Origin of the sequence: Rhizobium sp. Root1204 (assembly GCF_001424965.1) — a bacterium.
GTDB lineage: Bacteria > Pseudomonadota > Alphaproteobacteria > Rhizobiales > Rhizobiaceae > Pararhizobium.
The window spans coordinates 190,675-208,261 of the sequence record NZ_LMCZ01000034.1 but is presented as its reverse complement, the minus strand read 5'-3'; the positions used below and the strand labels follow the sequence as shown (position 1 = coordinate 208,261).

At 59.7% G+C, this 17,587-nt stretch carries 18 protein-coding genes; 2 read left to right on the top strand and 16 right to left on the bottom strand.

Features of this window, described 5'->3' with window-relative positions; translation table 11 throughout:
- The first annotated feature begins 36 nt into the window (after positions 1-36).
- Positions 37-1,449 (top strand): methylenetetrahydrofolate--tRNA-(uracil(54)-C(5))-methyltransferase (FADH(2)-oxidizing) TrmFO, encoded by a 1,413-nt coding sequence (trmFO, locus tag ASC96_RS22130; protein ID WP_060505254.1) that lies wholly within the window; start codon positions 37-39, stop codon positions 1,447-1,449.
- On the opposite strand, the gene ASC96_RS22125 is transcribed toward trmFO, so the two are convergent.
- From ASC96_RS22125 to yajC, 5 genes are all read right to left on the bottom strand, one after another.
- Positions 1,446-1,886: a hypothetical protein gene (locus tag ASC96_RS22125; RefSeq protein ID WP_060505253.1), complete on the bottom strand. Its 441-nt coding sequence runs from the start codon at positions 1,884-1,886 to the stop codon at positions 1,446-1,448. The two genes, trmFO and ASC96_RS22125, sit on opposite strands and share 4 nt — an antisense overlap.
- A 121-nt stretch (positions 1,887-2,007) precedes the next feature.
- On the bottom strand, positions 2,008-2,859 hold the full coding sequence (locus tag ASC96_RS22120) for a phytoene/squalene synthase family protein (protein WP_244482259.1): 852 nt from the start codon (positions 2,857-2,859) through the stop codon (positions 2,008-2,010).
- A gap of 27 nt (positions 2,860-2,886) precedes the next feature.
- Positions 2,887-3,273 carry an Mth938-like domain-containing protein gene (locus ASC96_RS22115; protein ID WP_060505251.1) on the bottom strand — a complete coding sequence of 129 codons (387 nt, stop codon included), beginning with the start codon at positions 3,271-3,273 and terminating at the stop codon, positions 2,887-2,889.
- Between the two features lies 1 nt (position 3,274).
- On the bottom strand, positions 3,275-5,833 hold the full coding sequence (secDF, locus tag ASC96_RS22110) for a protein translocase subunit SecDF (protein WP_060505250.1): 2,559 nt from the start codon (positions 5,831-5,833) through the stop codon (positions 3,275-3,277).
- Between the two features lie 59 nt (positions 5,834-5,892).
- The gene (gene yajC, locus ASC96_RS22105; protein WP_060505249.1) at positions 5,893-6,228 is read right to left on the bottom strand and encodes a preprotein translocase subunit YajC; all 336 of its coding nucleotides are present in this window, start codon (positions 6,226-6,228) and stop codon (positions 5,893-5,895) included.
- Positions 6,229-6,470: 242 nt separating this feature from the next.
- On the opposite strand from yajC, the gene ASC96_RS22100 reads away from it, so the two are divergent.
- Positions 6,471-7,343 carry an ATP-binding protein gene (locus ASC96_RS22100; protein WP_060505248.1) on the top strand — a complete coding sequence of 291 codons (873 nt, stop codon included), beginning with the start codon at positions 6,471-6,473 and terminating at the stop codon, positions 7,341-7,343.
- Between the two features lie 55 nt (positions 7,344-7,398).
- On the opposite strand, the gene ASC96_RS22095 is transcribed toward ASC96_RS22100, so the two are convergent.
- The 11 genes from ASC96_RS22095 to nagZ all read right to left on the bottom strand — a co-directional run bounded on the left by ASC96_RS22095 (position 7,399) and on the right by nagZ (position 17,586).
- Positions 7,399-8,931 carry a LysM peptidoglycan-binding domain-containing M23 family metallopeptidase gene (locus ASC96_RS22095; protein WP_060505247.1) on the bottom strand — a complete coding sequence of 511 codons (1,533 nt, stop codon included), beginning with the start codon at positions 8,929-8,931 and terminating at the stop codon, positions 7,399-7,401.
- 292 nt (positions 8,932-9,223) lie between these two features.
- The gene (locus ASC96_RS22090) at positions 9,224-9,880 is read right to left on the bottom strand and encodes a hypothetical protein (protein ID WP_060505246.1); all 657 of its coding nucleotides are present in this window, start codon (positions 9,878-9,880) and stop codon (positions 9,224-9,226) included.
- A 294-nt stretch (positions 9,881-10,174) separates the two neighbouring features.
- Entirely contained in the window at positions 10,175-10,828 is a 654-nt protein-coding gene (locus ASC96_RS22085; protein WP_060505245.1) for a protein-L-isoaspartate(D-aspartate) O-methyltransferase, read from the bottom strand.
- Positions 10,825-11,595: a 5'/3'-nucleotidase SurE gene (gene surE, locus ASC96_RS22080; RefSeq protein WP_060505244.1), complete on the bottom strand. Its 771-nt coding sequence runs from the start codon at positions 11,593-11,595 to the stop codon at positions 10,825-10,827. Before surE ends, ASC96_RS22085 begins: the two co-directional genes overlap by 4 nt.
- A gap of 25 nt (positions 11,596-11,620) precedes the next feature.
- Entirely contained in the window at positions 11,621-12,904 is a 1,284-nt protein-coding gene (gene serS, locus ASC96_RS22075; RefSeq protein WP_060505243.1) for a serine--tRNA ligase, read from the bottom strand.
- 69 nt (positions 12,905-12,973) lie between these two features.
- The gene (gene tatC, locus ASC96_RS22070; RefSeq protein WP_037101031.1) at positions 12,974-13,792 is read right to left on the bottom strand and encodes a twin-arginine translocase subunit TatC; all 819 of its coding nucleotides are present in this window, start codon (positions 13,790-13,792) and stop codon (positions 12,974-12,976) included.
- A complete protein-coding gene (gene tatB / locus ASC96_RS22065; protein WP_060505242.1) occupies positions 13,789-14,412 on the bottom strand; it encodes a Sec-independent protein translocase protein TatB in 624 nt (207 codons plus the stop codon). Before tatB ends, tatC begins: the two co-directional genes overlap by 4 nt.
- A 72-nt stretch (positions 14,413-14,484) precedes the next feature.
- The gene (locus ASC96_RS22060) at positions 14,485-14,691 is read right to left on the bottom strand and encodes a twin-arginine translocase TatA/TatE family subunit (RefSeq protein WP_060505241.1); all 207 of its coding nucleotides are present in this window, start codon (positions 14,689-14,691) and stop codon (positions 14,485-14,487) included.
- 233 nt (positions 14,692-14,924) lie between these two features.
- Entirely contained in the window at positions 14,925-15,659 is a 735-nt protein-coding gene (gene scpB / locus ASC96_RS22055) for an SMC-Scp complex subunit ScpB (protein ID WP_112834674.1), read from the bottom strand.
- On the bottom strand, positions 15,652-16,470 hold the full coding sequence (locus tag ASC96_RS22050; RefSeq protein WP_060505239.1) for a ScpA family protein: 819 nt from the start codon (positions 16,468-16,470) through the stop codon (positions 15,652-15,654). The genes scpB and ASC96_RS22050 overlap by 8 nt, the downstream gene beginning before the upstream one ends.
- An 81-nt stretch (positions 16,471-16,551) precedes the next feature.
- Entirely contained in the window at positions 16,552-17,586 is a 1,035-nt protein-coding gene (gene nagZ / locus ASC96_RS22045) for a beta-N-acetylhexosaminidase (protein ID WP_112834675.1), read from the bottom strand.
- Position 17,587: the final 1 nt, after the last annotated feature.

Here is a 17,587-nt window from a genome sequence, read left to right as displayed (position 1 = left end):
TTTCTTTCCTGGCCGCGTTGCTCTAGTAAATGGCCCATGACAGATACATCTTCGCACTCCCCCATTCACGTTATCGGCGGCGGCCTCGCCGGCTCCGAAGCCGCCTGGCAGATCGCCGCGGCAGGCATCCCGGTCATTCTTCACGAGATGCGCGGCGTCCGCGGCACGGATGCCCACAAGACCGACGGCCTTGCCGAGCTGGTCTGCTCCAACTCGTTCCGCTCCGATGACGCTACCAGCAATGCCGTTGGCGTCCTGCACGCCGAGATGCGGCTTGCCGGTTCGCTGATCATGGCTTGCGCCGACAAGAACCAGGTTCCGGCCGGTGGAGCGCTGGCGGTTGATCGCGATGGTTTCTCCGATGCAGTGACTGCGGCGATCGACGCCCACCCGCTGATCACCGTCGCGCGCGAAGAAATCAGTGGCCTGCCACCGAAGGATTGGGACCTCGCCATTATCGCCACCGGGCCGCTGACGGCACCTTCGCTTGCCAGCGCCATCCAGGCGGAAACCGGCGCCGATGCGCTGGCCTTTTTCGACGCTATCGCCCCCATCATCCATACCGAGAGTATCGACATGGATGTCTGCTGGTTCCAGTCGCGTTACGACAAGGTCGGTCCGGGCGGCACAGGCAAGGACTATATCAACTGCCCGATGGACGAGGCGCAGTACAATGGTTTCGTCGATGCGCTGATCGCCGGTGACAAGACCGGTTTCAAGGAATGGGAAGGCACGCCCTATTTCGACGGCTGCCTGCCGATCGAGGTCATGGCCGAACGCGGCCGCGAAACCCTGCGTCACGGCCCGATGAAGCCGATGGGCCTCACCAACGCCCATAACCCCACCGTCAAGGCCTATGCCGTCGTGCAATTGCGTCAGGACAATGCGCTTGGCACGCTCTACAACATGGTCGGGTTCCAGACCAAGCTGAAATACGGTGCGCAGGCGGAAGTGATCCGCATGATTCCCGGACTGGAAAATGCCGAATTTGCCCGCCTTGGCGGCCTGCACCGCAATACCTACATCAATTCGCCTGTCCTGCTGGATGGATCGTTGACGCTGAAGTCCCGGCCCGGACTGCGATTCGCAGGCCAGATCACCGGCTGCGAAGGCTATGTCGAAAGCGCCAGTATCGGCCTGCTCGCCGGCCGTTTCGCTGCTGCAGAGCGCAAAGGCCAGCCATTGCCGCTACCGCCCGAAACAACGGCCTTCGGTTCGTTGCTCAACCATATCACCGGCGGCCATATCGTTTCGGATGACGAGCCGGGAAAACGCTCGTTTCAGCCGATGAACATCAATTTCGGCCTGTTTCCGCTGCTGGAGCCCGGCGCTATCGTCAAGCCCGAGGGCGTCAAGCGCTTCCGCGGCAAGGACAAGACGGTAATGAAAAAGCAACTGGTGGCGCAGCGGGCGCTCGACGATTGCGCAGCCTGGCTGAAGTCGGTCTAATTCTCCGGAAGGGTAGCACGTTCCGACTGCGGCTTGAAACTGCCCAGCAGCCAGAGGGAAACCTCGGCTGCTATTTCCGGGCTTGCAAACTCATAGACGCCGTCGAGATATGAGAAATCGGTGAAGTGGACCCTCAGGCCACGTCCGCTGCCGGCGTTGCCGACATTCACCTTGCCGGCTTCGATCAGGTGGCAGACGAAATGCGTGCCATGGGCTGCCATAAAACCGGCCTTGCCATCGTGCAGGCGGACGAAATAGGCTTTTTCATCGGCGGTCGCATGAATGGCCCGGATGGCTTCATCGGGAAAAGCGCGGCCAAAATCGAGGATCGCCGTCCCGGTGTCCGGCTCGCGCCTGTCCTTGTCGGCACGAGCCTTCATTCGCATGTAGAAAAGACCTGCGATCAAGATGCAGATGATGACAATCGGCCAACCCATGGCGCCGACTCCCTTTTACACAGTTCCTGATAATAACACGGGAGCGACTCTAAAAGGCGAACCTTGCGCCAATGTGCCCGCACTCGCCAATATTGGCACAGACGAAGGCGCCGTCAGTGTTCTACCATCTGCCGCTGCGCGCGGCCCGCCACATCCACCACTGCCGACGCCACTGCGGCGGTACGATCGAATGCTCAAAGAGTTTCGCGCCTGCCCGCTCGGCGCGATCGAACACCGGTTCTGCCAGTGCCAAGGCGGTAAACGCATAGCGGTTGGCCGGGGAGATGCTCGCGGCAGCCGCACGGGCCTTGGCAAGGTGCTCGCGGCCAAGGCCAGCAAATGCACAGATTGCCAAGCTGACGGACTGTTCGTTCTCGCCCGAAAGGAAGCCATCACGGTCAAGCCCGGTCGCGGCCAAGAGCTCGGCCGGAAAATACACTTGCCCGCGCCGGCGATGCAGCGGCAGCAACAGCAGCAGCCCGGCGATCGCCTGGGCAACGCCGGCATGACCGGCAGCAGACGCCGAGTTCTGCGCCTCTGCGGGATCGAGAATCAGGCTTGCAAGCTGAATGAGTGCCGACGCGGTCTCACCCGCATATCCTTCAAGCGACGCGCGGCTTTCCATCGGATCGTCATAGAGATCGAAGATACGGGCATCGATCATGTTCTGCAGCACCGGCACGGGCAGCTTGTGGCTTTTCACGCAGGCCAGCAGCGCCTCGGCCAGCGGATTGCCCTCGCCGCTTACGCCCGTTGGGTCCTCGAGCACATCACGCCACCATTGCAGCCGGATTTCACCGGGCAAGGGTTCACGCACGAGATCGCGCACCCGGGCAATCTCGGCATGGAACGCATAGAGTGCTGAGAGCGGGCCGCGTTTATCCTGCGGTGACAACAGGCAGGCAAGATAGCGGTCACGGTCGCTGTCGCGCAGTGCAGCAAGGCTGAAATCGTAGGCAGGCTGAAGAGCCACGGCGGTATTTTCTGGCATGGTCATCGTTCAAACGACAATGAAGGCGGCGGCGACGGCGCGTTCTTCGGCAAGCATGATGTTGTAGGTTCGGATGGCAGCACCGGTGCTCATCGGATCGGATGAAATTCCGTGTTCCTTGAACACCGCCCTCAAGGCCGCAGGCAAAGGTCTGATATCCTTGCCGGTGCCGACAAGAAGAACCTCGATGTCAGCGGCCTCTTCCAGAACGCGCTGAAAATAGTCCACCGTCAGCGGATCGCCCTCCACCATGTCCCAGCCGTAGATGCCCGAGGGCAGCATCAGCAGTGAGCCACGATGCGACATTTCCGCGAACCGGAAGCCGCCATTGCCATAACTGTCGATCGGCGCCCGGCCCGGAAAATGAGCCTGACGGATTTCGATGGGTTTTCGCATGCTACTGCGCTCCCTTGACCGGCTGGGCACCAACGCCACCGGCTTTTTCCGCGTCGCCCGGTGTCCCATGCCGCAGCTTGAACAGGATGAGAACCGGACCCGCCACATAGATGGACGAGAACGTACCGACAGCCACGCCGAACAGCATCACGAACGCAAAGGATTGAATCGCCTCGCCACCGAAGACGCACAGCGCCGCCAGCGCAAGCATCGTCGTAGCGCCGGTGAGCACGGTGCGAGACAGGGTCTGATTGATCGATGTATCGATCAGGATCGGCAAGGGCATGCGCGGATATCGCCTGAGGTTTTCGCGGACACGGTCATAGACGACAACCGTATCGTTGAGCGAGTAACCGACGATTGTCAGCAGGGCCGCGATGCTCGTCAGATTGAACTCCATGCCGGTCACGACAAACAGTCCAATAGTCAAAAGCACGTCATGCAGCGTCGCGACGATGGCGCCTGCGGCAAACTGCCATTCAAACCGCACCCAGATGTAGATCAGGATCGCCAGAAGTGATGCCAGGACGCCAATGGTGGCAGCCGTGGTCAGGTCGCCCGAAACAGACGGCCCGACGACTTCGACGCGGCGGAATTCGTATTCCTCCTCAAGCTCGCCCCGGATCATGATCACCGATGTCTGCTCGGCATTTTCGCCGCCATCACGCGAATGGACCCGGACCACCACATCCTGCGCCGAACCGAACGGACTTACCGTGACGTCACCAATATTGAGCTCGTAGAGACGGCCACGAATGTCCTCGAGATCAGCATTACCCTCCCGGGCTTTCAGCTCGATCACCGAGCCACCGGAGAAATCGATGCCGAGATTGATGCCAAGCGTACCAAACAGAAGCATGCTGACGACGGACAGGAGAGCCGTCAGCGAGAAGACATAATTGCGGATCGCCATGAAACGCAAAGCGGCACCATCGAACATGCCGGTGCGGATACCATCCGGCAATGCCGTCGGATTACGCCGGTCGACCCAGATTTCCAGCATGACCCGTGTCAGGGTAAAGGCGGTGAAAAGCGTGGTGACGATACCGATGGCAAGCGTCACGGCAAATCCGCGGACGGAACCCGTCCCCAGGAACAATAGAATGATCGCGGCGATCAATGTCGTGATGTTGGCATCGACAATGGCAGCAAACGCCCGCGAGAAACCATATTGCAGGGCGTCCCGCACCGAGCGGCCCTGCCGCACTTCTTCGCGGATACGCTCGTAGATCAGCACGTTCGAATCGACCGCCATGCCGATCGTCAACACGATCCCGGCAATGCCCGGCAGTGTCAAAGGCAGCCCGGTGGCAGTCAGGACAGCAATGATCATCACGACGTTGAGTGCGACGGCAAGGCTCGCAACCGCGCCGAACAACCCGTAAAAACCGATCATGAAGGCGATCACCAGGACGGCGCCGATTGCACCGGCGGTCATGATAGAATGGATAGAATCGGCGCCGCGTCCCGCCCCGATCGACCGTTCCTCAACGACTGTAAGAGGTGTCGGCAAGGCTCCGGCGCGCAACAGCAGCGCCAGATCGCCGGCTCCTTCCGGGCTCATGTCCGCGGCAAGCTGCACGGTCCCATCCGTAATCGCCTTGCGCACCAGAGGCGTCGCAATCACCGCCCCGTCCAGAACGATGGCAACGGTCGTTCCGGAATTGTCCGTCGTTGCCTGGGCAAACCGAGCGGTTCCTTCCGGTCCCAGCCGAAGGTTGACCACGGGATTACCGGATTGGGCATTGACCGCCGATTGAGCATCGATGATGTCACTGTTGTCGATAATGGGCTGGCGGCGCAGCAGATAACCGATCGGTGGATCGTCTGCCGAATAGAGAATTTCCGAATTGACCGGCGGCTGGCCGTTGACCGCGTCTTCAACCGGCATCGACATATCGATGCTGCGAAATGACAACATTCCGGCCTGACCAAGGATGTATTTAATCTGTTCGGGATCATAGCGCCCGGGTATCTGGACGATGATCCTGTCCGCACCCTGTTTGCGGATCTTCGGCTGCAGAGAACCGAGTTCTGTCAGGCGCCGGTGTAAAACAGTGATCGCGCTGTCGAGTGTGGCGGAAATCCTGTGGTTGATGCCGTCATCGGTGACAGCGACAGACAAGGCGCCATCGGGGGAATTGCCGACGGTGACTTCGCTGAAATCTTTCTTCGTCAGGCCAGTGGCTTTGACCAGATCGGTCAGGGGCTTCAATGCCGCCCGTGCAACATCGGCCTGAGCGGCATCGCGAAGACGAAGCTGGATCGCCTGCCCGGTTCCAGACAGTCCGGAATAACCGATGCCGGCAGCGCGAAGGCGCGTGCCGACATCGTTGATAACAGTTTCAAGCCGCGCCTTGACGACATCTTCCCGCTCGATCTTCAGAGTGATCTGCGATCCACCCTGGAGATCGAGGCCCAGCATCATCTGCTTCTTGGGAAGCCAGTCCGGTAGTGTGGCCAAGGTCGCGGTCGGAACCGCGTTCGGCACGGCGACCAGGATGCTGAACAGCACGACGAGCCAGACGATGATGGTTTTCCAGCGGGAAAAATACGGCATGAAGCTCTCAAAGACACGTCGTTACAAGGTGGCCAGTGTGCCCCGGCCTCCCTGCAAGCTTATTCCTTGACAGGTTCGCCCTTCACACGGACTTCGGATACACCACTGCGTACCACACGAATCTTCACACCGTCAGCAATTTCGACTTCGAGTTCGTTGTCATCAACGACCTTCGTCACCTTGCCGACAATTCCGCCACCGGTAACAATCTGATCGCCGCGGCGGATGTTCTTCAGCAGTTCCTCGCGGCGCTTCATGTTGGCGCGCTGCGGACGGATGATCAGGAAGTACATCACGACGAAGATCAGCAGGAACGGCAGGATCGACATGAGAATATCAGCGCCGCCGGCGCTTGCGCCGGGTGCCGTCTGGGCGAATGCCTCGGTAATGAACATCAATCACTCCTTGAATGCGGTTTGGCGGACAGATGCCCGCGTTTCGGATCGCCGGACTATAGGAAAGGTTGATTTCAATGCAACATCAGACCAACCGGCTTCTGCCTTCAGCCTCATACATGAAATCGGCCCAAGGAGAAGCTCTTTCTACTGGATTTCACGCCTTTTACCGTTAGATCAGCCATGCTACCGGACAGCTTGGCCCCACAGCCAAAACCACAGCCATCATCGGGGAAACTCTCATGCAGGACACAAAAATCGACCTTCTGATCGCCGAAATGCGCAAGCTATCGGAGGCAATCGAGCGGATCGCCGGTCCAGCCCCTGCCGTGAACGACTGGGATTCTGCGGAATGCTTCGTCTGGGCGCCTCAACGGCTGCACCTTCAGCCGGTGACCAAGCCAAACCGGGTGGAACTCAAGCTGATCCAGAGCGTCGATCATGTCCGCGATATTCTGTTCGATAACACGCTGAGATTTGCGCAAGGCTTTCCGGCCAACAACGTATTGCTCTGGGGCGCACGCGGCATGGGCAAATCCTCATTGGTCAAGGCGGTGCATGCCAGCGTCGCTGCCGATGCAGGTATCCGCCTGAAGCTGGTCGAGGTGCATCGCGAAGATATCGCCACGTTGCCAACCCTGATGGAAATCCTCAAGACCGCCCCTGTCCCGGTCATCGTCTTTTGCGACGACCTGTCCTTCGATCATGACGACACATCCTACAAGTCGCTGAAAGCGGTCCTTGACGGCGGCATCGAAGGCCGGCCTGCAAACGTGCTGCTGTATGCGACATCCAACCGCCGGCACCTGTTGCCGCGCCATATGATGGAAAATGAGCAATCGACGGCGATCAACCCATCCGAGGCAGTCGAAGAAAAGGTCTCGCTGTCTGATCGCTTCGGGCTCTGGCTCGGGTTCTACAAGTGTAGCCAGGACGACTATCTGGCGATGATCGATGGCTATGCCGCGCATTTCGGGTTGGAGACCGACCCGGCAAAACTTCACGCCGATGCACTGGAATGGAGCACGACGCGCGGCGCCCGCTCCGGCCGCGTCGCCTGGCAGTTCATTCAGGATCTGGCCGGCCGCTCGCAGAAAAAGATCGATCTGGTCTAAACGCAGAAAAGCCCCGGAAGGGGCTTTTCTTTTGATGATTGGCGGCAGCTTCAGACTATTCCAGGAAAGTGGCCGGATTGACCGCGCTGGCGTTCTTGCGAACCTCGAAGTGCACCTGCGGCTGCGTTGCCGTGCCGCTCATGCCGGACGCTGCAAGCGTCTGGCCGCGCTGGATCTTCTGGCCGCGCTGAACCTTCAGTTCCGACGCATTGCCGTAGACCGTGACAGTGCCATCGTCATGGCGAACCAGGACCGCATTGCCAAGCTCCTTCAGGCTGCTGCCGGAATAGATGACCACGCCATTTTCTGCGGCCTTGATCGGCGTACCCTCGGGAACCGAGATGTTGATGCCGTCGTTGCGGTTGCCTTCGACGTTGGCGCCATATCCGGCAATGACTGCGCCACGAACCGGCCAGCGGTACTTGGCGATCCCTGTTGCCTTCGGCGAGGCCTCGGTCGTGTCCTCTTTCGAAGCGACTTCCGTTACCGACTGCTTGGCCACCGGCGCCGTATATTCGGCCGGCTTTGTGCTGTCGGCCTTGGCAACCTTGGTGTCGGCCTTCTTCGGAACCGAGGCGGTGACGACTTGATCTGCAGCCGAGGCATTGCCGCCCGGGATCTTCAGCGTCTGACCGATGCGGATTGCAGCACTGGTCAGGCCGTTTTCCTTGCGCAGCGCATCGACCGATACGCCGTTTGCCTTGGCGATCCGGTTGATGGAATCACCCGCCTTGACAGTGTACGTGCCGCCCTGACCGTTGCCGTCGCCGGAAACCGGCTGCTTGCCGGCGGCCATATCGGTGCGATTGACACCCTTTTCGCGGGACTGCGATTGACCGGGCAGGATTGCCACATCGCGGCTGTCCGGCTGGATCGGGATATTCTTCTGCTTATCGACATCAAGGCTCGCCGCGGCGTCCGATGCCGATGCCTTGGCAGCGCTGCTGGCTACACCGAAGGTCGGGATCAGAATGCGCTGACCCGGCTCCGCCTGCGATGAAGACGTCAGACCGTTCGCCTTGAGAATTTCCTTTTCCGGCACGCCGAACCGCTTCGAGAGCGTTGCGACGGTATCGCCCTGACGAAGCAGAACGGCAGGAGCGTTCGCCGTTGACCAGCCGCCCTTGGATGTCGTCGCCGTCGAGATCGGATCGGCATTAAGCTTCTGCTCGGCCTTCGCCAGGTTGCGAGCCGCTGGCATGGGCTGTGCCAGCGATGTATCACGCACCTTCGTAGTCGAGTCCGCCAGCGCGACACGCTGAACATTGATCGGCGTCGAAGCTTCCCGGGCGCGCGAAATCGGCGTCGATGCGGTATTAACCGGATCAGGGAAAGGCTGACTGACCGCTTCCTGGCGATTGACCTGCCCTACCGGGGCAGCCGCTAGGCTACCACTCTGCACATCGCTGCGCGGAATGGGAACATTGCTGCTGGAGATTGAGTTGGTCGTTAGATTGTCGGACTTCGAAAAAAGCCCGCCAAAGCGGCTTGCATCGGAGCTACATCCTGTCGCTACGCTTGCCAGCAATATTGCTGCAAGCAGGCGGACAGCGGACTTTCCCACACTCGACGAAACTCTAATACGCATGACACTTTACCCACTTGGAACACAACTCGGTGTAAAATGATTAAAACGCATTAGAGTTACCGCACGGTTAAAACCGATATTAGCTTCCACTTTTTTTGATGAATTGATAACCATGATCGCAGACCGCCGTCCCGCGTGCCCGCGATTGACCTAGCGTATCCCGGCAAACGGCACCCGCCGGGACGGCGCGAAGCGCTTCAAATACGGGCACGCCTGCAGGCCGCCTCGGCGATCATCAGAGCAGCGGTTTGTGGCTTTTACCCGGCAGCTTCAATTGACTACGGCCGAAAGCTCAAAAACTTTCCCTGTAGAATTTTTCGATCTCGGAGAGGCCGCTGCGTGTCTGTGACACGTCCTCATAGCTGATCGTACCGGTATCCCAGCCGAACATATCACCGGTGATCATACCGCCGGTATCCTGCGCAGCGGTCAATTCCGACTGCACCTTGTCAGCATCGAGCAGAACACTGACAAGCGTCTGAAACCCCGATCCACCGTCCATACCGCTCTCGTCGCTATAGGCGACAGAACGCGCACCGGCGATGGCCGCATCGCGCGTGCCGAAATAGCGCAAGCTGTTCTGGTCTTCCGGGCGGAGGTTGTCGTAATACTCGATGAAGGCGCGATAGTAGGCCTTGTGGTCGCCAGTCTCGCTATATTTGCCAAATGCCTGGTATTCGCGGGCAGCCAGCTGCGGCGAAAGCTTGTTGCTCCATTCATCTCTGGTCAGCGCCGGGTATTTTTCCTGAACGCGCTTTGTACGGCCCAGAAACAGCAGCGCCTCCGCAGACAGCGAAACACGCGAGGAAGGGTCGTAGCCTCCGGTCAGCGACACGGATGTGCCGGAATCCTCCCGATTGCCGGAGGCACCCTGCGCTGCCGCACGGCCGGCAAGATTGTTCATCCCATCTCCGGCTGTCGCCGAGGCCAATCTGTTCGCGATCTGCATCTGCCGCTCCTTGCGTTTCTACGCCTGGAATAGAACTGACAAACACGCATCACTTCAGGGGTCAGCTCAGGTCTATGACTTTTGTGCGCAGAATTCGGTTAGGCCCCGAAACTTGCGCGAAACTGACCGCCGTTAACGAGAGGTTAACGCCCTGTTTTTCCATGGAATATACGAATAGAGAAAGCAGGCTGAAAACGATGCGCCGAACTGCAGCAACAGTCGAGGGAATCAATTCACGGAAGGGGTGCTTTTAGTCTTTGGGACAAACACGCGGCTGAAGGTCTGCCTGGACAATCAGAGAAATGAAGCGACTTGCGGGACGAACGGCAGATAGGGCGCCTCGAACAGATCCTCCCGGTCAAAGCGGCTACCGGTGCGCGTCAGCCGGACGATGCGGCATTCGGTTTCGCTCATCATGATCGGCACGATGAGGACGCCGCCCGACACGAGGTGATCGGAAAAGACCCGCGGCAGGCTGGAGAATGCGGTCGTCACCAGGATTCGGTCAAAGGTCCCCTCACCCGTCGGTCCGATGCTGCCATCCGCGTGGCGGACGATCACATTGCGGATACCGGCCTTTTCAAGATTTCGCTGGGCGCTGGTCGCAAGCGTCTTGTAACGCTCGATCGTCAGCACCCGCTCGGCCATCCGCCCCATCACGCCAGCCGTAAACCCGCTGCCGGTACCGACCTCAAGCACGCGTTGGCCCGCCTTGACATTCAGGCAGTGCAAAAGCCGCACGGCGAAATCGAAGCCTTCCATGAAGGCGCCGCAATCCAGCGGAACGAGCCGCGAGGAATAGGCATTCTCCTGATACTGCGGTGGGGTAAAGATCGACCGTGGCGTCTGCTCGACGGCGTTGAGCAGCTCCTTGTTGGAGATGCCTTCGGCCCGTAAACGCAGCACCAATGCGGCAAACCCTTCCTGCTCGATAACGCGCGGGCTCAATCGGCCTCTCCATCAAGAAGCGCGCTGGCGACCCCTTCCTGTACCGCGTAGTCGGTCAGATCGAGCTTCAATGGCGTCACGGAAATCTTGTGCTCGCGGATCGCATGGATATCGGTACCTGCCCTGAAGTCGCCGAAGCGCTCGCCGAAACGAAGCCAATAGTAAGGATGACCGCGTCCATCGGAGCGCTCATCGATCGACAGGCCGAAATCAAGCTTGCCCTGACAGGTCACTTCGGTGCCGGTCACCGCATCGGCCGAACAGTTCGGGAAATTCAGGTTGAGAAACGTCCCGTCCGGCAGATCAAGATTCATCAGCTTCCTCAGAAGCTTGGGCGCGTGGGTTTCCACAACATCCCAGGGAACGATACCGCCATCTGCGTGGCGAAAGGCCTGGCTGAGGGCAAATGAACGGATGCCCTGCAGCGTTCCTTCGATGGCTCCGGCAATCGTGCCGGAATAGGTGACGTCGTCGGCCATGTTGGCGCCGACATTGACACCCGACAGGATGAGATCCGGCTTGACGTCCAGAACCTTGCGCACGCCCATGATGACGCAATCGGTCGGCGTCCCGCGCAGCGCGAAATGCTTTTCCGAAATCTGCCGCAGACGCAGGGGCTCTGACAAGGTCAGAGAATGCGCAAGGCCGCTCTGGTCCGTTTCCGGCGCCACCACCCAGACATCGTCGGAAAGCGTCCGGGCGATCCGTTCGAGCACGGCAAGGCCTTCGGCATGGATGCCATCGTCATTTGTCAGCAGAATTCGCATCTTAACCCCTGCCGCCAGACGCGGCTCAACCGGCCTTTTCGATCTTCGTGAGGCCGCCCATGTAGGGCAACAATACGTCCGGGATGGTTACCGATCCGTCTTCATTCAGATAGTTTTCGATGACGGCGATCAAAGCGCGGCCGACAGCGGTACCGGAACCGTTCAGGGTGTGAACGAACCTCAGGGCCTTGTCGTCCTTCGTCCGGTAGCGGGTGTTCATCCGCCGGGCCTGAAAATCGCCGCAGACCGAGCAGGACGAGATTTCGCGATAGGCGTCCTGCCCCGGCAGCCACACTTCCAGATCGTAAGTCTTGCGGGCACCAAAGCCCATGTCGCCGGTGCACAGCGTCATGACCCGATAGTGCAGGCCGAGGCGCTTCAGCACTTCCTCGGCGCAGCCCGTCATGCGCTCATGTTCATTAATCGAATTGTCGGCATCGGTAATCGACACGAGTTCGACCTTGTTGAACTGATGCTGGCGCAGCATGCCGCGGGTATCGCGGCCAGCGGAACCTGCCTCGGAACGGAAGCACGGCGTCAGCGCCGTAAAGCGCAGCGGCAGGGCATCGGCCTCAAGGATCTGTTCGCGCACCATATTGGTCAACGGCACTTCTGCCGTCGGGATCAGCCAGCGGCCATCCGTGGTCTTGAAAAGATCCTCGGAAAACTTCGGCAGCTGCCCCGTTCCATACATGGCCTCGTCGCGGGTCATCAGCGGCGGCTGGACCTCAAGATAGCCGTGTTCGCCGGTATGCAGGTCGAGCATGAACTGGCCAAGCGCCCGCTCAAGGCGCGCCAGCTGGCCCTTGACGATGGTGAAGCGCGAACCGGCGATCCTGGCAGCGCCTTCGAAATCGAGCCAACCGAGTTCTTCACCGATTTCGAAATGTTCTTTCGGCTGGTGATTCCAGCCGGGCTTCTGGCCATGGCTGTGCTTGACCACATTGCCGTGCTCATCGCTCCCGACCGGAACATCGTCGAGCGGAATATTCGGAATGCTGGACAAGGCCTCGATGAGGGCGGCGTCCGTCAGCCGGTTTTCCTCTTCCAACGCCGGCATCGTGGTCTTCAACTCGGCCACTTCCGCCTTCAGCTTATCGGCAAGCTCGCTGTTCTTCTGCGCCATCGCGGCGCCGATTTCCTTGGATGCGGCATTGCGGCGCGACTGCATGTCCTGCAGCGACTGAACGAGAGAGCGGCGCTTTTCATCGAGCGAAATCAGTGCAGCCGACAGGGGCTCGGCGCCGCGCTTTGCAAGGGCGGCGTCCAGGGCTTCGGCATTATCCCTAATCCATTTGATATCAAGCATGGTCGTTCAGGTCCTGATCGGTCTTGGTAAAAACTGAGACCCGAACGCATTGGCTGATACACAAGCGTATCAGCCGGCGTTTTCCTCCGCCTCGGCAACCTCGCGCGCAGCTGCGTCGCGCGCCCGTTGCCGTTCGATGAGTCGGGCCGTGTAGATGGAAATCTCGTAGAGAAGGATGGCGGGCAGAGCAAGGCCGATCTGGGACACCGGATCCGGCGGCGTCAGGATGGCGGCGGCGATGAACGCAATGACGATCGCATATTTCCGCTTTTCCTTCAGGCCATCCGCCGTGACAAAACCCACGCGCGCAAGCAGCGTGGTGATGACTGGCAACTGGAACACCAAGCCGAACGCGAAGATCAGCGACATGATCAGGCTCAGATATTCAGACACCTTTGGCAGAAGCTGGATCGACACCTGTCCGTTGCTGCCATCCTGCTGCATAGCCAGGAAGAACCACATGACCATCGGCGTGAAGAAGAAATAAACGAGGCAACCACCGAGAATGAAGAGAATGGGCGATGCAATCAAAAACGGCAGGAAAGCCGCGCGCTCGTTCTTGTAAAGCCCGGGCGCGACGAATTTGTAGACCTGCGAGGCAATCACCGGAAACGCGATCACCAGCGCGCTGAACATCGCCACCTTGATCTGGGTGAAGAAAAATTCCTGCGGCGCGGTGTAGATCAGCTCAACCGAACCATGATTGAGACCAGCCCAATCCACCGCCCACTTGAAGGGCTGGACAAGAATGTTGAAGATACCCTTGGCAAAATAGAAGCAGACGAGGAAGGCCACGAAGAACGCACCGACGGCCCACATCAGGCGGGCGCGCAGTTCGATCAGGTGCGCCATCAGCGGCTGGGGCTTGTCTTCGATATCGCCGCTCATGCGTCACCTTTTTTCTTCGTCGTCTTGGCTGCTGACTTGCTGGCGGCCGGCTTGACATCGGCCGAAACAGCAACCTTCGCCTTTTTCGCCGGTGTCTTTACAGCGGACACAACAGCGGGCTCAGGGGCTACCGTCTTCGGCTTGGCAACACGTTTCGGCTTGGGCTTTTCAGCCTCGGCGGCACGATCCATCTGCTTGGCAGCCGATGCGATTGCAGCAGCGGCAACAGGATCAGCCTTTGGCTGCTCCTGCGGAACTGCGGCCTCGGCTGAAACGGAAGCGGGTGGCGGGATATCCGCCTTTGGCGCGGGGTCAACCGCCGTCGCCTTCTGCAGATCGGCCTTGATATCATTGCCCATCTGCCTGAGCGGGTTCATCGCCTCGCGGATGGTGTTGGCCGGGTTGAGTTTTTGAGCGTCGCTCAGCGTCTTTCGCACGTCGTCGAGGTCGGCTTCCTTCAGCGCTTCGTCGAATTGTTGGCGGAAATCGTTCGCCATGCCGCGCATCTTCGTCATCATCTTGCCGAAGGTTCGCAGCATCGGCGGCAGATCCTTCGGACCAACCACAATGATCAGAACGATGGCAATAACGACAAGCTCGGTCCAGCCGACATCAAGCATTCTCAGGAACTCCACAAAACCGAAGGCGGCAGGGCCTGCCCGGACGGGTCAGGCCCTGAACAATATGCATGATTAGCGGACTTCGTCGGATTTGTGTTCGACCGTCTTGCCATCGACGGTCTTGTCGGCCGATGCCGTCTCGTCGTCGGTCATGCCCTTCTTGAAGCTCTTGATGCCCTTGGCAACGTCGCCCATCAGTTCCGGGATCTTGCCACGGCCGAACAGCAGCAGAACGACGACCAGAACGATCAGCCAATGCCAGATACTAAAGGAACCCATATTCTTACTCCCTTGAAGCCTGTAACCCCGATTTAAGATGCTCAACCATCTTTTTCAAACAGCAATCCATTTCGCTGGTTAGCGGAAAGGCGTCCGTCGCGCAATCCTTACACCGAGACTGCGGCGGAGATACAGCCAACTGTATGAATCGCCGAACTTTCCAGCGTATTCTGGCCACGAAGTCACGAGGACGTGACCAGAAAAGCAGTAAGGGGCGAGACGAAAGCGCCGCTCTACTCGCCATCCCCGCCGGATGGCGGCAGAAGGCCGAGTTCTTCGAGATCGAGTTGCGTGATCGGATCCTCGTCCTCGCCAAACCCATCGTCACCGAGCGGCACAGGGATCTGGAAATTTGCCGGGATGCGTCCGGACAGCAACCCTGCCCCCTTCAACTCCTCAAGGCCTGGGAGATCGCGCAGTTCCTCCAGCCCGAAGTGATCGAGAAAGTCCCGCGTACTGCCGAATGTCACCGGCCTGCCCGGCGTGCGGCGGCGGCCGCGAAAGCGGATCCAGCCCGCTTCCATCAGCACATCCAGCGTCCCCTTGGACGTCTGCACGCCGCGAATATCCTCGATCTCGGCTCGCGTCACTGGCTGATGATAGGCAATGATCGCCAGAACTTCGAGGGCAGCGCGCGACAGCTTGCGCACCTCGTTTTCATCGGTCTGCACGACGAACGAAAGGTCGGCGGCCGTGCGGAACGCCCAGTGATCGGCGACCTGCAACAGGTTGACGCCACGGCCGGCATAAATGGATTTCAGCCGCATCATGATGCGCCGAACGTCCGCTCCCTGCGGCAGGCGTGCGGCGATATAGCCCTCCGAGACCGGTTGGGCAGAGGCAAACACCAGCGCTTCAGCGATGCGCTCGACTTCCAGCTCAGTGCGCGGATCAATCAAGGGAATGGTTGTCTCTGCGCCGTCCTCTTCCTCAATCATCCCCGGCAGACGCTCTTGCGGCTCAATCACGCCCCGCCTCCATGGCCGCTAGCCCTTCGGGCGTGAGCGGATTTGGTCCCTGGCGGAGATAGATCGGCGCAAAGGCACCATCCTGGCGGATTTCGAGGCGCCCTTCACGCACCATTTCCAACGAGGCGGCAAAAGAACTGGCAATTGCCGTGGCGCGTTCCTTCGGGCTCGTCATGTAGCGCAGCAGAAAATGATCCAACGCTGTCCAGTCGACCATATCGCCAATCAGCCGCGCCAGCACGAGCCGCGCATCGGCAAGCGACCAGACCTGCCGCTTCTCGATCGTCACCTGCATCACCGCCTCACGCTGGCGCAGCGACGCATAGGCATGGAGCAGATCGTAAAGCGAAGCCTCGAACGCCGATTTCTTTTCGACCGGAATATGTTCCGGCGCACCACGGGCAAACACGTCGCGGCCGAGCCGGTTGCGGTTGATCAGGCGGGTGGCTGCCTCGCGCATGGCTTCAAGCCGCTTGAGGCGGAACGCCAGCGCCGACGCCATCTCCTCGCCTGATGGGCCTTCGTCCTTGGCCTGCTGGGGAATCAACAGACGAGACTTGAGGAACGCCAGCCAGGCGGCCATCACCAGGTAATCAGCCGCCAGTTCAAGCCGGATGCTGCGGGCACGCTCGATGAAGGCGATATATTGCTCGGCAAGCGCCAACACGGAAATACGCGAGAGATCAACGCGCTGATTGCGGGCAAGATGCAGCAAAAGATCGAGCGGACCTTCAAACCCGGCGATATCGACGACCAGCTCTTCCTCGTGCAGGCCGCGATCGGAGGGGTCATCCTGCCACAGAGAATCCATCGGCGCCCGTGTCGCCGGTTTCTTCTGCGTGTCGCCGGCGTTACTCACGATTGCCCTGCCCCTGAAATCAGCTCATGCCTCCTACGCTATAGCCAGCATGCCGTTAAATTCTTCCCGCAGCGCTGCTTCGTCCGAGGCGTCGGGCTTAGCAAAGCCAGCCTCGACAGCCTGCACACGGCGCAGCCTGTCTCCGGAAATGACCGGCACGACCCGCGCGACCTGATGCATTTCATCCATGATGCCATGGCAATGCAACACCAGATCGAGCCCGGCAGCAATAATCCCGCGCGCCCGCGCCTCGATATCGCCGGCCAACGCATTCATCGAGACATCGTCCGACATCAACAGACCATCAAAACCGATATGGCCGCGGATGACATCCCGCACCACCTTCGCCGAGGTCGTTGCCGGATTATCCGGATCGATGGCAGTGAAGACGATATGGGCCGACATGCCCATCAGTTCGTCCTTCATGGCAACGAACGGCAGAAAGTCGCTGTTGGCCAGTTCATCGAAGGAAACGTCGACCACGGGCAGCTTATGATGCGAATCGACAAAGGCCCGGCCATGGCCCGGCATATGCTTCATCACAGGCAGCATGCCGCCGGCCTTGAGGCCAGCCGACGCAGCGGCGCCGATTTCGGCAACGGCGCGCGGATCGTAGCCGTAAGCGCGATTGCCAATGACGTCACTGCTGCCTTCGATAGGCACATCCAGTACCGGCAGGCAATCAATGGTGATACCGAACCGCATCAGGTCAAATGCATGCAGCCGCGACATCAGCCATGCGGCGCGCAGACCCTGTTCACGATCACGACGATAGATTTCGCCGATGGCCGCACCATTCGGATACTGCGCCACGATCGGCGGGCGAATGCGCTGGACGCGGCCACCCTCCTGGTCGATCAGCACCGGCGCATCGGGATTGCCGATGCTGTCGCGCAAGGACGCCGTCAGATCAGCAATCTGGTTGGCTTCGCCAATATTGCGTCCAAACAAAATGAAGCCCCACGGACGCTCGTCCGCGAAAAAGGCTTTTTCGTCCGGGGTGATGGTCAGGCCTTTGCAGCCCGAAATGAATGCTTTTGATTCGGTCATGCCGTATGATAGCCGCAGC